We start from the raw sequence: 13,757 nt of genomic DNA, 5'->3' as shown, positions 1-13,757 counted from the left end.
AATTTCTTCTCTTCTCCGCTCAGCCGGAGTACTTATGGATTAAACCACTGCGGTTTCCCGCTCCTTATCTTCAGCCATGATTCGTGCGATGGCATCTGCATCTGCTTTCGTAAACTGATCGACGCCGGTACCGAACGGATCAAAGATTGGATTACACAGCACCCCGCGAAAACCGCCAGTCACGCCGAGCAGCGCGTAAATCGCTTCTCGAAACCGGTCTGTAAGGGGGAACCCTTCTACCTCTTCGCGATGGAGCACCATCTGATAGGCCGTCAGAATCTCGCTTTCGCGCCATTCGATGCCTAGTCGGTGCATCGCCTCGAGAATCAAGGTTCTTGAGTCGATCGTTAGATCGCCTATACCGCGACCGATTTTTGACCGACCGACACGCTGAAGGCCCACAGTTCCGCCGTAACGAATGTCTTGTCCAATCCCCTTAAGAATTCCGCGGAAGCGGTAGTACTTCTCGTACTCGGGATAGGCGCTGACTAGATTCCCCATGCTGCGGTCATTCGATATCGTACAGGCGTAGCAGCCCGTTCGCGCCGACTTACCGCATTGCATCATTGCCTCGTTGTCATTGACCACTGCCGCACCAAGCGGGCATTCACTTCCCGCGGCGCTGCCGTAGAACTGCAGCAGCTCGGTATTCCGAGCCCCATACTTGCTCCACGGCGCGCGGTTGAATGCGAGATAGGTAACGATTTCTTGGCTAGTCCATTCCCGGATCGGACTACAGGTCCGGGTATTTCCGACCGGATGATGGCCGTAGAATTCGTCCCCAAAATACTTCTCCAGGCTCCTTCTACGATTCCCACTCTCGTTATCCCGGCTTCCCATGACCAAGCAAGTATCGTCGACTCCCTCTGTTAGGAAAACCGCCTCTAGAAAATCACGTGCCGGCTCAATTTTCAAACGCCGGACACAGTACTTGAAGGTTACGGATGGCGCTTGGTACCCCTTCCCAATGATGCAAACCATGAGCGTTTCATCTTCTCTCGGCTCTACAATGTGGAACTCTACCCAAGGCAACGCTTTGGCTAGTGCTTCCTTCATGTCGTGAATTCCTTTTGTAATTCCGGGATTTTCAACGAGTGTGTCCGAAGAAATGATCATGATTTTTTTGGTCGGATCCGGATTTGCAATGGCATGCTCAAGCATTAACTGCGCGACAGTTCTAGAATCTTTTCCGCCAGACACTAGCAGACCAATGCGAGAATGGTCATCGTAGACCTTCTTAATTCTCTCCCTAGTTACGGCGAGCAGCTCTTCATCTAATTTATCGAGGATGTCGAGTGTCTCCCCTTCAACTACGCGTGTACGCCCCTTTTTACCGCCATTGTCCAGCGATTCGAAGACAAACTCGAACGTCGGCTGGCAGCGATCAACGGGGTACGGTATCGCAGCCTCATGGGCGCCGTAAGGGGGAATCTGATTCTGCATATAGACTTCGACGAGCATGGCACAAGACGAATGAAAGCAGTACATTTGAAATTTGTGCTTTGGGCTTTGATAATGCCAATTGTCTCCATCATCAATCATAGCGTCGATCATAGCTTGAACAGGAATCATCAGCTGGAAGCCCGCTCGCTCCAGGAACGAAAATAGCTCCCCTGCGGACGAATCGCGCTCAAATATCGCATCCCACCGTAGATTGCTGTTCTTCTCGATGCATTCCTCGTGAGGCTTATCATTGAGGAACGTATGAAGTACGAAATAGGTGCCCTGGAAGAACACAGCAGACCAATCTCGAATAACCCCGTGAAAGGCAAAGCCGGCCATCTCCAAGAAATCCCAAACATCTGCAAGAATGAAATTATAATCTCGCAGTCGGTCCGAGACGCTGACCTTGTTTTTGCTATCGACGAATTGATATTGATCCATCCCAATTGCCCCCTTCTGAACGGAATTCACCTGCTGGAAACATAAGACCTTCGTAGATCCCGACGCACAACCCATCTTGCCTTGTGACGGTAATCATCTCGCTGGACGTGAAAGCATGCAGTTCATCAGGAGTTTCCAGAAAGTATTCGGCGTAGCTGCCATCAACCTCCGTAAAACACCGAATAAACCGGCGCCCGCACGAAGTAAGCAAGTACTTGGACAGTCCTCCATCCAGATGGACAACGCGTTCATTAGATTTCATCCCAATTTCCTCCTCATTTTCGGCACAAAAAAAACAGGTAGACGCAAAAAAGAACACACGTCTCCCGCATGTTCTAATGGTCTCCTGTTTATGAACCGTTACGTATTCGCTATTAAAAGCTTTGCTCCATCTTCGCCAAAAAGGATTGGCGGAGAAAATCATTGTGATTCGTAATAAGAAAATTATACAATGGCTACCAGCTGCTAGCAAGCACCGGGAATCAGCAACGGCCACACCAAAAGGAGTTTCTTTCTCTTATTCAAAAGGTGCCACACCTACGGGAGTCATGCCGGAGAAGAAACCGAAGCTACTCGCTGCACTGGGATGCTTAGAGAGAAGTGCCACATAAACGGGAGTGTTTTGCTCATGATTTAGAGATAGGCCACATCAAAAGGAGTCAGGTAGGCTCCAGTTTGCGATGAAAATGGTCTATTTCCTCCTCAGACTCCCATCGGCGTGGCAGTTCACTCCCTATTATGTGTTTGTCCACACCTCTTCGTGTGGCACTAGAGGTCCCTTATATGTGGCCGGTTACTCCCGTACGTGTGGCCTTTCTAACCTATGAGCCCAATAAGGACGCATAATCTCAGGTTTCGTAAACAATTAAAACAAAATACCTTAAAACATTAAAAATAAATATAAAAAAATAAACAATACGCGTCTAAAATACGAGATAATTATTACTATGACTTGAAAAACAGAAAAATAACTCCCGTACATGTGGCACTTCCATCTACTCTACTTTACGGCCACAAAAATGGAGCGGGATCAGCTAAATGAACTGAAAATAGCTCCCTTCAGCGTGGCTTTTGCATAATTTGACCAATTTCACTCCATTTCCGACACGTTTCCCCCTATAGATTACCAATTTCAACGATTCCGACTCCCGTTTATGTGGCACTAAAGCATGATTTTAACAGGATATAAATGCCACACGAACGGGAGTGGAAATCTCCCAATTTCTCATATATTGTGTTAGTAGAACAGGAAAGGATGGTGATCGGCAGATGACCGACGATGGAGACCAAATTTCATTTGATTTCGAAGCTGATAAAATCTCCGATCATTATATTGTGACCGAATCAAACGCCCTAATAGAATCCAGAACGAACTTAGACCTATACGAGGAACGACTCATTTACATACTGGCTTCACGGATCAACCCAGACGATACCCACTTCCAAAGCTGCTTCTTTAAGGTCAAAGATATTGCCGACAAGCTCGAACTCACCGAAAAAAACTTCTACAAGCGAATTCGGGAAATAATCCAGCGCCTGCAGCGTAAAACAGTCGTCATCGAGGACAAGTCGACCAATTCGACCATTGAAGCCCAATGGCTTTCCGCGTCGCGATATTTTCACGGCAAAGGAATGATCGAGCTCGAGTTTTCCCAAATGCTTGGCCCGTACCTCCTCCAGCTGAAGAATAATTTCACGAACTACAAGCTTTGGAACGTCCTCTATCTTAAAAGCTTTTATTCGTCCAAATTATATAAATTGCTCAAGCAATACCTGCCTCTTGGTAAACGGAGATTCAGTACCTTGAAAGAATTAAAGGATAAGCTTGAGATCGAAGAAGGCAATTACGAGAAATACAGCCACTTGAAAAATAGGGTAATCCTAACCGCGCAGCGCGAGCTCCTCGAGAAAACGGACATTAAGTTTGAACTCGAAGAAATCAAAAATGGCAATAAGATTGTCGGCGTCGTCTTTCATATCTTTCCGAATAGCAAGTCCCCCCGCCTAGCCCTGAACGACGCGGAATACATAGACAATGAACCTATCACCGATCTGCTCGGACGTTTCGAGATTAACCGGAAGGCAGCTTCAGAGTTGGTTAAAGAGTACGGCGAAAATCAAATTCGGATGAATATCAAATATGTCTTCGAGAAACAGCGTAACGCCGAAATCGGAAGTGTCTCCGGTTACATCATTAAGGCTATCAAAGAAAACTACGCTGCCATGAATCCAGAATATGTACCCGAGGATGATAAAGACCGAAATACCTCAATCGTTGAGCTTAATAAACGAATTGATGCACAGGTGCGCTTTTATGACCAGTGTGTAAAGGAGAAAATCCACACGAAGTCTGAAGCTGAACGCATGCAGCTTCAGGGCATCATCGATGAAATCAACAAAGTTTCCGACTGGCGGATCCGAAAGAAAATGCGCCCCCTCGTCGAAAATGACATCACCCTTCCAATCGGTAAGAAAGCGTTTGTTTTCCATAGCTAATGCAGAAAAGCTCTCGGTGGTGATACCCGAGAGCTTTTCTTCAAAATCTGCCTTACACCAAAAATCCCATTTGCCCGGATTGATCCAGTGAAAATGATAGAGTCGAAGTCTGCTCTACTCTACCGCAGGAGGACGGACCGACCAGCTGCTTCTTATTTTCCATCGCATAACGACGAAAAAATAGCGAGGCAATTTCATTCGCAAATGCCCGAATGACACGGCCACAAACGGATTGTCCTATTTGTTCGTAAATCCGAGTAATAGGAATGTGTGCCGGCCATTTGAACCATTCGGGGATCGAAAAGATACGTCGCAATTCACTCACGGTAAAGAATCTCCACTGCGTTCGATCTTCATTCAGAACGTAGGAGTTACTAGCAGAGTGGCTCCGGTACCTACGAGGAATGCATTGCAATACAGTAGCATTCTCGTCAACGAACGTTTTTTCCAAACCTCGGTCTGCCCAGGCATTATTGTTCTCCGCTTTCTCGCAAAGCTGTCCATCCACGAATCAAGGCTCTTCCATACATGGACTGTTGAGCGCGGATCCAAAAATTCCTTCAGTTTCTTATGTCGGACGATCGGCGGCTTCGGAATTCGGAAGAGATCAAAATCTGCCTTCTCCTGGAAGTAGACCGCGTACGTTCGATCACGAAGCGCAATGCTGCTGAAATCATGGCTTTGAAGCTGAATTGGGTCTACGATATACGGATAATCGTTACTTAGCAGTTCCCGCAAATCCTTATAGGTTCCGGATTCGTAAAAGCCGGGCACGTTCTCGAAAAATAGCACGCGCGGCTCAGCACTTTTCAAAATCTTGTACGTACCGAGTACGAGATTCCGGAAATACCCCTGATCGTAGTCCCCAATTGTAGAGTGCTCACAGCAATCCAGAGAAACGAAAGCAACATCTGCCTTGGCGACGGTATGACAATCACGAAGATCGCCTAAAAATAAATAACTGTGCGGGAAATTGTGATGCAGAACCTCCGCGCTATAATCTTCCTCGATTTCCACTTCCATCGTAGCAGAATAGTAATTTGTGTCTTGGAAGCAGGCACTTCCGATTCCCGCGCCCGCACAGATCGAGAGCAGCCGGATTCGTTCATCATCTGCTGCATCGAATGATTCCGGCTCAAACAGTTTAAATCGAAGCGGGCGTACAACAACCTGGCTGAAGTCACCGTTATGATATACCGAGATTTCGATTTTCTCTTGAATACAAAGGATCGTCGAGTATCGGTCACCGCAGGTATCCACCAGCGGCCGCGGCTGCCCACTTGTCCGGTTCATCCGGTGAGCAACACTGATTTCGTGCACGTTGTCAGCCCCATCAATCGCCTTGTTTTGAATGATAATCGAACGATCATCCTCATTTACCTGAACGAATAAATCGGCCCCCGGCACCCACTCCGGATGCCGCAACTGATCTTCCATCGCCTGCAGCACGATAGGAGCGAAGTCATTCGAACCCAGTATTTTCGCATTGAAGCCCGAAGGAAATGCGTAATACCGTCGACCAGACTCAACCTGCTCGTTGTAATCTTGAATAAGGCGAGCAGCCGTATGCAATCAATAAAGAACTCACTCTCATTCCCTTCAGCAATTAACCGTGCCCCGTCTGACTGTAATGACCGGAGCAGGTCAAGTTGGAAGCTGACTGCTTTCGTCCCTGACTGCTCCGCTACGGCATCAGCATCATCCAAGCCGATAAACGTCACGATTAGCGCATCTGCATCCCTTGTGAGCAGAGCTTGTGCTTGCATGTAGTCTCCCATATAGGGGGACTGCATCACATAAACTTTGCCCGGTTGGATATCGCGTAATTCGATGTTCCCGATCGTGGCTGGTTCTCCGTTGGTGACGATTGAAAATCTACCGGGAATCTATTCTCTCCTGGTACAGCGGGGGAGCATCTAGGAGGAAATAGGAATGAAGAACGCAACCACAGCGGGTTCTTACGGAATAAAATGACTATTCCCTTTCTGCTAGGATGATGGGCAGAACCATTTAAGAAACATCCATCATGCCATTTCTAAACTTCTTCCCTAACGATTGATAGAACGACGTTTTCACCATACAAAGCGTTGAGCTGCTGCTCAATCTCTTCTTCAGTGGCGTTGACGTAATCAATATCGCTTTCGTGAATCTTCGACCCGTTCTCTTGATTCAGAGGACCGATCGCATCCAATACATCGTCATAGGTAGTAGGCGTCACTGCGAAAAAGAATTGCCGATCGATACGCTTCCAATGTAGTTTAGAAGCAGCCAACCGCTCCTCAATCAATAGTTCGGACAGATACCAGGACTTGATGTAAAGGTTCTTCGTGTTCACGTTTTCCATCATTCGAAATGCCTCCTCGGTTTGGGGATCAACGCAAAAAAGAGCACAACAGGCATACGGATACCGTATGTCTCAATTGTGCTCCAAAGGTTGAACCTGTTTGATAATCGCTAAAAGCGTCTCCTGCCCTGCCCGGAAAAAAATTAACGGCAAAGAAAATTGGGTGATTCGTAATAAGTCTATTATATATGAAAAGAATTGGAACATAAAGTCCTATACTACTGCTGTTTTATTGAACTAACGTTCCCAGTTAGCTTAACGACGAGCAGCGGACATTTGTATATAACCACCTATTTTGTGAAGCAGTGGCCAGCAATTCGAAATACACTTCAAAGAAGGAGTGGTGTTAGAATGCTGGAACCAATTCAAATATTCTGTGCTTCCTGCAAACAGCTCAAATGGAGAGTAACCGAAAAACAGACGTTGTTCCCAAAGGAAAGTTTCCCTATTTCGGTCTGCTTTGATTGCGAAGAAGAGATTCTTTCTAAATTAAATGATTTTCTTAATAAAAAAGGTACCAAGGAGAACGAGTAGACCAGAGACGAGTGTCCCGTAAGCTTACGAAGGTCATTTGAACATCTTATAAATTGTAAATCCCATCCATATAGCGCAAACTAACCATATCCCTATAAACAGTGCTCCAACAAACCAGTTTTTGGGCTTACCGTTTTTCTTTATTTCTTCAGCCTTAGCCCTACAATCTACGAGGACTGGCTCAGGAATCATTTTTAAAGCAAGTGATATTCCCAATGGAACAATAATTAAATCATCAAGATAACCTAGAATGGGAATAAAGTCAGGAATCAAATCAATCGGGCTAAAAGCATAAGCGACGACTAGCAGAGCAACTATCTTCGCATACCAGGGAACCCTTGGGTCTCGGTAAGATAGGTAGAGTACGTACACGTTTTGTTTGATACTTCTTGCTGTATGCTTAAGTTTGTCAAGTGCAATAGACTTTTCCAATTGACGCCCCTCTCTACAGTTGTCATCTGCTCAGTAGTTACATGTCTTCCACCATTTTAGAGATTAATAATACACAATAAATTACAAGAGTTATCTCAGAGTTAATTAGGAAATTCTAAGCACTATGATACACTCCTCCCCGACCTCGATACCTTGCAAATAAAACGGCCCTCAGCGCATTATCGGCGGCGATGCTGGCCCAAACGGCGGGCAGGCCCCAACCCAAATTCCAAGCAAATAGGTATACGCCAAGCGTTCTAATTCCCCAAATGCCGATCGTGGTAACAATCATCGGGTATTTGCTGTTTCCGCCTGCTTGGATGGCGGAGGTGTCCACTAACGTTGATGCTAGAAATGGCTGTGAGATGGTATCGATGGCCAAAACGATAAGCAGCAACTGGATGACCTGCTGGTTGTCCGTAAAAAGCAAGCCGATCCACGGCGAAAAGATGCAAATGGCAGCGGTGATAACAGTCATCGAAATTGCCGACAGGATGTAGCTCCAGCGTCGGTACGATTGAACGGCGGCGACGTCTTTACTTCCGATGGCCTGCCCGATGGTCACGCTCGCAGCTGTGGCAAACCCCGCGCCGACTGTTGAAGCGAATACGGTCAGCGTGCCTGCAATGGTATGGGTCGCATACACGTTGATGCCCATACGCACGATCAAACCGAAGTAGATGACCTGCCCGAGCCGCATCGAGAGCCGTTCGGCTGCTGCGGGGACGGCGAATGAAATCATGTCGACCACTACCGAAGGCCGCCATGTGCAATCCTCTTTACGCAGGCGGATCGCCTCCACGCTTCGTGATTTCCAGTACAAGCGAAGCAGTGCGTACAAACGGGCAAGCACCATAGCCCACGCGGCTCCAGCCAAACCGAATCCTGGGATCGACCCAATGCCGAAAATCAGCACGTAATCGAGCACAACATGCACCGCATTCATTTCAACGGCTACTTTTAAAGGCGTTTTTGTATGTCCCGTAGCCCGAAACGCCGCCGATTGAGCGGTAAACAAAGCGATCAGCGGGGATATGCCGAGTACCACGCCAAAGTAAGGCAGGGCACTCGCCTCGAGTTCCCTATTCGCCCCCATGATGTGCAGCAGCGGCACCGCGAAACGGACGGTAGCTGCCGATATGATGAGTCCCAAAGCCAAAGCGATGATATAGCCGTGCCAGATGACCGAGCGACCTTGTTCCACGTTTTTTGCGCCGACGGCCCGAGAGAGAAAAACGGATAGGGCCGTGGACACCGCAGTGAAAACGCCGATGTAGGTGAGACTGTAGATATTCGTAACGCCGACCGCATTCACTGCGACAAGCCCGGTTCTGGCGATAAACCAGGCATCGATAACACCCAACAGGCTCTGTAAATAAGCTTCGCCAATGGCGGGCAGAGCGATGGATAACACGCGCTTTCCGGGAGCAGGCAGCGTTGTAAATCCCCTTTTAATAAGTTCTTTCCTCCAGTCTAATACTTTTATTTTTCAGTCTAATAATTTATTTTCTCAATACACTTACGATAAACTATGGCTGAATGAAAGCAGCTAATTCCAAGAATCAAACTAGATATAAGTGGTATTAACTCGGGTACAGTAAAGAATTCAGATTTCCCGTCTCCTACTGCGCCTAATTTCGGCTGATGTATATCCCAGTAGCCATACAGCATAAATCCTATGGGCACTATAATACACGCAGCACCTATAATTATAAGTAATGCAAACCTGTTCAAAAGCTTTCCTTCCTGGCGTAATAGACCCCTTATAATTCTCCATGTAATTTAATACCTTTCCTGCGATTGGAATATCGTTCCCAGTTAGCGCAACGACCGCACTAACGTTCTTCGTTATTGACGTGCAAGTTCGAAACTTTGCCACGATAAATAAATACATAATACTGCAATTGAAAAGAAGATAACAGAAAATTGAAGATTCCTTCGCATTTTGATGCCATAAACACAAAAAAAGAAAGCAGCTGCTAATTTCGCACAGCTTTGATAATACGTATTATCCGAAAAAAATGAACTGCTAAATAGAATTGAAATAAGTAAAGTCATAGGAATAAGAACTTTAAACCATAAAGGTTCTCTTAAAAATTGTCTATACATAAATTTAATTCGCTGCACTACATCATCAACCTTCCCAATATTCTTTCCTTATTCATTACGTTCCCATAGTTTGGAAGTTGGGCAAACTGCCCGATACTTAAATGGAAAAACGGCAACCAAAGATATGCTGGCTGCCGTCACACCTATTCAACTCTGGTTCACCGTTGAATACACTACTGAGCTTTTAGTTTACGACTCGATGGACGTAATGCCCAAGAAACGATAATCAGTACAAGAAATATTAATGGTGATGCAATCTCAACGAGGTTGTCCCCTGCGTAGGCATGAGATGCTGAAGCCGCGATAAGATCAATGACAAAGCCCGCATACGCCCATTCTTTCAGACGTGGAAAGCGCGGTATGACTATTGCGACAGAGCCCAGGATTCTTCCAATTCCAAGAAACGTTAAAATGTAGACCGGATACCCAAGATGATTCATTTCCTCTATTTGGTGCTCCCCCTGCATGATGAATAGAATGCCGCCGATAAATAAAAGTGCTGTAGCTGATATGGTGCTTACCCAGTATGCGATTGGTTTCATTGTTTCTCCTGTGATTTACCGATTATGATGTTTATATTTGATTCAATATCGGTTCTCATGAATGCTTTTGCTTCTTCATTTCCTGTTAGCTGAAGTAAAACTGGCTCGTCTGTGTTGCTTGCTATGACCTTAAACGTTAGAAATGGGCAGCATTTGCGTTCCATGCTTACCCATTCATTGACAAGTCGCAGCGTTTCCGCGTCTCCTGGGAAGCCATATTGGTACCCGTTTTCAAGCTCTGTGATGCCGAACCTTCTTGTTTCAAGCTCTCCCCAAATATGTTTGTACTCCATGCGTTGATCTTTCGTGAACACGGTATGACAACATGCGATCGGTATTTCTTTAATCATGGACACTATCCCCTTCCCGTAGCACAGGATTTACAAGCACATCCCGGCTTCATGCAGGAAGTGCCATTCGCTTTACGGCGCTGAAAAATAAAAATGCCTATGCTAATTAAAGCAATTGCCATTAGCACAATTACAATTGGATCAAAAAAAAATGAAGAAATTCCTACAATCGCAGCACTTCCGATTAAAGGAAGTGCACAGCATAATGCACACGCACCTATTATTCCAAGACCAGCTAACCAATCCCTTTTCTTCATTGCCTCACCGCCTTATATAATCTATACTGACATCATAAAACTTAAAGCTAACTTTAAGTCAAGGGGTGAAAAAAATGCCAGAACTTAGCATAGGGCAATTGGCAGCGATTGCCGACGTTAACGCTTCTACGCTGCGTTATTATGAATCCATTGGGTTACTTCCTTCACCTGAACGAAAAAACGGTCAGCGCCGGTATGCCAAGAGCCTGCTCGATCGGATCAACTTTATAAAAGTCGCGCAACAAACAGGATTCAGCATTCAAGAAATTACGGTTTTGTTAGAAGGGCTTGAAACCGTTGCATCGCTTTCGGAACAATGGGAGCTAATGGCTATGCAGAAGAGGTTAGAACTGGAGCAGCGAAAGAAACAAATCAATTCAATGATACAAATTCTCGATAGCGGCTTAAATTGTAAATGTCTGTCCTGGTCAGAGTGCTTAGAGAAAATAGAAAATGATGGATCTTGTTAGAGGAGAGGTCATGCATCATGTTATTAACCATATTGATTTTTGTCGTTGCTGGGCTTGCTGAAATTGGTGGAGGTTATCTGGTTTGGCTTTGGTTACGGGAATCGAAACCGCTTTGGTACGGTATTGTCGGTAGCCTCATTCTAATCGCGTATGGGATCATCCCCACACTTCAAAATTTTCCTTCGTTTGGGCGCGTTTATGCGGCTTACGGCGGCGTATTTGTGGTTCTCGCCGTGTTATGGGGTTGGCTTATTGATAAGAAGACCCCTGATATGTATGACTGGATAGGCGCCATGATTTGCATTGTAGGTGTTTCTGTAATGTTTTGGGCTCCTAGAAGTTGAAATATAGTCAGATACCACCACGCTAAACTGCCCTTCCCTCGGTTTTAAGGGTTTACCTCACATATACTCACTCATTCGCAGGATTTCATCACCTTGAAATAGATATGGAGGTGGAGAAAGCTATGGGCGGATGCCGTTAGCCCAGTAACTGGGTATGCGGGAACAAAGGAATTGCTTCAGCCATTCCTTTCTGCCTAACTCTACTGCACGCAAACTCCACAAGTACCCTGGTGTTTACCATCCCATGGCTCGACGGGTCTATGCCCTTACATTCCATCGTCATACGTATCCAAGGTGTGGAGACCGATTGCGTTTAGCGGACGGGTCTGAGCCCTTTTTGGGCAGGAACTCGGTTCTCCGTGCTTTCTTTTTCAAAATCCCGCGAATGAGTCAATATACGTGACGGATCAATACTTTAAGCTGCTTGTGAAACGAGATGGCTGGCTTTTTCAGATGAGAATGTTTCTGCCCGATGGACCATACCGATCAGAATTCGTGCCACTTTACCTACAAGCTTAAAGACAGACTGTTGCTTCTTCATGTGCTTTTTTTGAACATTGTGCTGATGTAATTCTTGAAAGATCGGATTAATTCCGATGAGCTGAATAGTCGCTAGATACAGATATTTCCTCAGACTGGAATCTCCTCGTTTGGAGATGACGATCTGTCCTTTCCTTTTCCCCGATGTACTTTCTGCTAGATTCAGACCGGCTTTGCGCAGTAACTGACGTCCATGTGCATACTGTCTAAGGTCACCAGCACCTGCCAGAATGGCCGCGACGAAGATCGGACCAAAGCCTTTAATAGAACGGAGCTGAGCGGCCATGGGAATCTCCTCTAGCAATGCGTGGAGCTGCTTTCCGATGTCTGCTAACAGTTCTGTAATTCGTTCAAACTCTGTGATTAGACGTACAAAATCTTGCTTTGCTTCGGCTAAAACTGTAATGTCTCCTACACTCCGCCTAGCTTGCGCAATGAGCTCAGCAGCCTTTTGTGTGCCTGTAGTGCCTCCTGCCCTCTGCATATGTGTTTTCCATATCGAAATGATCTCCGGTGTTGACCGTCCTGCAAGATCCTGAGGCGTAGGTAATTCCTTCAGTGTAGCCATCGAACGTTTACAGGTCCAATCCTTAAAAACCGAACTGTACTCCGGGAAACGAATATCCAGCCACCGAATGATGCGATTTTGCAGCCGAACGCTATTTGCAACCCAAAATTCTCGATCGCTCATCAGCGTTCTTAACCGCTGGAATACATGTGTTTGTTTCGTATGTTCATAGTAGTAGCCTCGGCTTACTACATCTGCTATGACAAGTGCATCTTTTGGGTCATTCTTGGATTGGCAGTTGTCGCGGTTTTCTTTATTACGCTTGGTCGTTGCAGGATTGACTAATACGACGTGTAATCCTTTACTGGTAAGCCAGTTGGCCAAGTTCCACCAATAATGACCTGTTGGCTCCATACCAATAATCACGCTACTTAGATGGTGCTTTTGCTGGATAGCTTCCATCCACCGTTATTCAAACCCCTCAATGGTGTTGTTAAACGATAGATGTCGATGCGTCAGCACGATTCCTCGGAAATTCGTAGCATCAAAAGATCGGTGGTTCCCAATCCGAGAGCGTGAAAGTTCGCCCGGTCCCCGAAACGATCAAATATCTTCGCGAAGACCCGTGCGCGTTCCTTCCGGCTAACGAAAACGCGCCGATGGCAATGACGTCGTGATCCTCTGAAACCATTTGCTCGAGTACCTCGAGTGGGTTTTGGACGTGAAATATAGGAATTGGCCGGCGGCCGACTTCCCGTTCGAGAAATTCCGTATTACGTCGTGTTTGAATCGGGTAATTAATTTTATCTGCTGTCAGGAATGCATGTATGACGTCTAAGTTAGCTACGACGAAATTCGCATAATCCTGAAGGTCAATCGGTTTTGGATGTTGTCATCCTGGTCTTCATAAATGTGTCCATGGCTATACCTGCTTTTCCTGAAATTGG

15 protein-coding genes are annotated in these 13,757 nt (G+C 46.1%); 4 read left to right on the top strand and 11 right to left on the bottom strand.

Annotation, left to right across the window (positions count from 1 at the left end):
* Window positions 1-39: 39 nt before the first annotated feature.
* Window positions 40-1,884: a phosphoadenosine phosphosulfate reductase domain-containing protein gene (locus GZH47_RS31860; RefSeq protein WP_162645638.1), complete on the bottom strand. Its 1,845-nt coding sequence runs from the start codon at window positions 1,882-1,884 to the stop codon at window positions 40-42.
* Window positions 1,859-2,146, bottom strand: coding sequence for a hypothetical protein (locus tag GZH47_RS31855; RefSeq protein ID WP_162645637.1), 288 nt, complete (start codon window positions 2,144-2,146; stop codon window positions 1,859-1,861). Before GZH47_RS31855 ends, GZH47_RS31860 begins: the two co-directional genes overlap by 26 nt.
* 1,007 nt (window positions 2,147-3,153) lie before the next feature.
* On the opposite strand from GZH47_RS31855, the gene GZH47_RS31850 reads away from it, so the two are divergent.
* Window positions 3,154-4,380 carry a replication initiation protein gene (locus GZH47_RS31850; RefSeq protein ID WP_162645636.1) on the top strand — a complete coding sequence of 409 codons (1,227 nt, stop codon included), beginning with the start codon at window positions 3,154-3,156 and terminating at the stop codon, window positions 4,378-4,380.
* Window positions 4,381-4,432: 52 nt separating this feature from the next.
* Here the strand turns inward: GZH47_RS31850 and GZH47_RS31845 are convergent, their stop codons facing one another.
* The 3 genes from GZH47_RS31845 to GZH47_RS31835 all read right to left on the bottom strand — a co-directional run bounded on the left by GZH47_RS31845 (window position 4,433) and on the right by GZH47_RS31835 (window position 6,727).
* The gene (locus GZH47_RS31845) at window positions 4,433-4,795 is read right to left on the bottom strand and encodes a DNA cytosine methyltransferase (protein WP_162645635.1); all 363 of its coding nucleotides are present in this window, start codon (window positions 4,793-4,795) and stop codon (window positions 4,433-4,435) included.
* A complete protein-coding gene (locus GZH47_RS31840; RefSeq protein WP_162645634.1) occupies window positions 4,738-5,952 on the bottom strand; it encodes a DNA cytosine methyltransferase in 1,215 nt (404 codons plus the stop codon). Before GZH47_RS31840 ends, GZH47_RS31845 begins: the two co-directional genes overlap by 58 nt.
* A 463-nt stretch (window positions 5,953-6,415) precedes the next feature.
* Window positions 6,416-6,727, bottom strand: a complete 312-nt coding sequence (locus GZH47_RS31835) for a hypothetical protein (protein WP_225446640.1) — start codon at window positions 6,725-6,727, stop codon at window positions 6,416-6,418.
* A gap of 348 nt (window positions 6,728-7,075) precedes the next feature.
* On the opposite strand from GZH47_RS31835, the gene GZH47_RS31830 reads away from it, so the two are divergent.
* Entirely contained in the window at window positions 7,076-7,258 is a 183-nt protein-coding gene (locus tag GZH47_RS31830; protein ID WP_162645633.1) for a hypothetical protein, read from the top strand.
* A 33-nt stretch (window positions 7,259-7,291) separates the two neighbouring features.
* Here the strand turns inward: GZH47_RS31830 and GZH47_RS31825 are convergent, their stop codons facing one another.
* From GZH47_RS31825 to GZH47_RS31805, 5 genes are all read right to left on the bottom strand, one after another.
* Entirely contained in the window at window positions 7,292-7,690 is a 399-nt protein-coding gene (locus GZH47_RS31825) for a YkvA family protein (RefSeq protein ID WP_162645632.1), read from the bottom strand.
* Between the two features lie 115 nt (window positions 7,691-7,805).
* Window positions 7,806-9,104, bottom strand: coding sequence for an MATE family efflux transporter (locus GZH47_RS31820; protein ID WP_162645631.1), 1,299 nt, complete (start codon window positions 9,102-9,104; stop codon window positions 7,806-7,808).
* An 868-nt stretch (window positions 9,105-9,972) separates the two neighbouring features.
* On the bottom strand, window positions 9,973-10,341 hold the full coding sequence (locus GZH47_RS31815; protein WP_162645630.1) for a DoxX family protein: 369 nt from the start codon (window positions 10,339-10,341) through the stop codon (window positions 9,973-9,975).
* A complete protein-coding gene (locus tag GZH47_RS31810; protein WP_225446639.1) occupies window positions 10,338-10,691 on the bottom strand; it encodes a hypothetical protein in 354 nt (117 codons plus the stop codon). Before GZH47_RS31810 ends, GZH47_RS31815 begins: the two co-directional genes overlap by 4 nt.
* Window positions 10,692-10,696: 5 nt before the next feature.
* Window positions 10,697-10,948 (bottom strand): hypothetical protein, encoded by a 252-nt coding sequence (locus GZH47_RS31805; protein ID WP_162645629.1) that lies wholly within the window; start codon window positions 10,946-10,948, stop codon window positions 10,697-10,699.
* 74 nt (window positions 10,949-11,022) lie between these two features.
* Here GZH47_RS31805 and GZH47_RS31800 point away from each other — a divergent pair, with 74 nt between their 5' ends.
* Both GZH47_RS31800 and GZH47_RS31795 read left to right on the top strand, forming a co-directional pair.
* Window positions 11,023-11,418, top strand: a complete 396-nt coding sequence (locus GZH47_RS31800) for a MerR family transcriptional regulator (protein ID WP_162645628.1) — start codon at window positions 11,023-11,025, stop codon at window positions 11,416-11,418.
* A gap of 17 nt (window positions 11,419-11,435) precedes the next feature.
* Window positions 11,436-11,762, top strand: a complete 327-nt coding sequence (locus tag GZH47_RS31795; RefSeq protein WP_162645627.1) for a YnfA family protein — start codon at window positions 11,436-11,438, stop codon at window positions 11,760-11,762.
* A 415-nt stretch (window positions 11,763-12,177) separates the two neighbouring features.
* Here the strand turns inward: GZH47_RS31795 and GZH47_RS31790 are convergent, their stop codons facing one another.
* Window positions 12,178-13,272 carry an IS110 family RNA-guided transposase gene (locus tag GZH47_RS31790; protein ID WP_162645626.1) on the bottom strand — a complete coding sequence of 365 codons (1,095 nt, stop codon included), beginning with the start codon at window positions 13,270-13,272 and terminating at the stop codon, window positions 12,178-12,180.
* Between the last annotated feature and the right edge of the window lie 485 nt (window positions 13,273-13,757).

This window comes from Paenibacillus rhizovicinus, from assembly GCF_010365285.1.
Taxonomy (GTDB): domain Bacteria; phylum Bacillota; class Bacilli; order Paenibacillales; family Paenibacillaceae; genus Paenibacillus_Z; species Paenibacillus_Z rhizovicinus.
Note: the sequence above shows the minus strand (reverse complement) of the source record. Positions and strands in the feature narration are given on the sequence as shown.

Coding starts and splice junctions, on each gene's coding strand:
- GZH47_RS31860 (WP_162645638.1), bottom strand. CDS start 1,884: ATGGATCAATATCAATTCGTCGATAGCAAAAACAAGGTCAGCGTCTCG.
- GZH47_RS31855 (WP_162645637.1), bottom strand. CDS start 2,146: ATGAAATCTAATGAACGCGTTGTCCATCTGGATGGAGGACTGTCCAAG.
- GZH47_RS31850 (WP_162645636.1), top strand. CDS start 3,154: ATGACCGACGATGGAGACCAAATTTCATTTGATTTCGAAGCTGATAAA.
- GZH47_RS31835 (WP_225446640.1), bottom strand. CDS start 6,727: ATGATGGAAAACGTGAACACGAAGAACCTTTACATCAAGTCCTGGTAT.
- GZH47_RS31830 (WP_162645633.1), top strand. CDS start 7,076: ATGCTGGAACCAATTCAAATATTCTGTGCTTCCTGCAAACAGCTCAAA.
- GZH47_RS31815 (WP_162645630.1), bottom strand. CDS start 10,341: ATGAAACCAATCGCATACTGGGTAAGCACCATATCAGCTACAGCACTT.
- GZH47_RS31810 (WP_225446639.1), bottom strand. CDS start 10,691: ATGATTAAAGAAATACCGATCGCATGTTGTCATACCGTGTTCACGAAA.
- GZH47_RS31805 (WP_162645629.1), bottom strand. CDS start 10,948: ATGAAGAAAAGGGATTGGTTAGCTGGTCTTGGAATAATAGGTGCGTGT.
- GZH47_RS31800 (WP_162645628.1), top strand. CDS start 11,023: ATGCCAGAACTTAGCATAGGGCAATTGGCAGCGATTGCCGACGTTAAC.
- GZH47_RS31795 (WP_162645627.1), top strand. CDS start 11,436: ATGTTATTAACCATATTGATTTTTGTCGTTGCTGGGCTTGCTGAAATT.
- GZH47_RS31790 (WP_162645626.1), bottom strand. CDS start 13,272: ATGGAAGCTATCCAGCAAAAGCACCATCTAAGTAGCGTGATTATTGGT.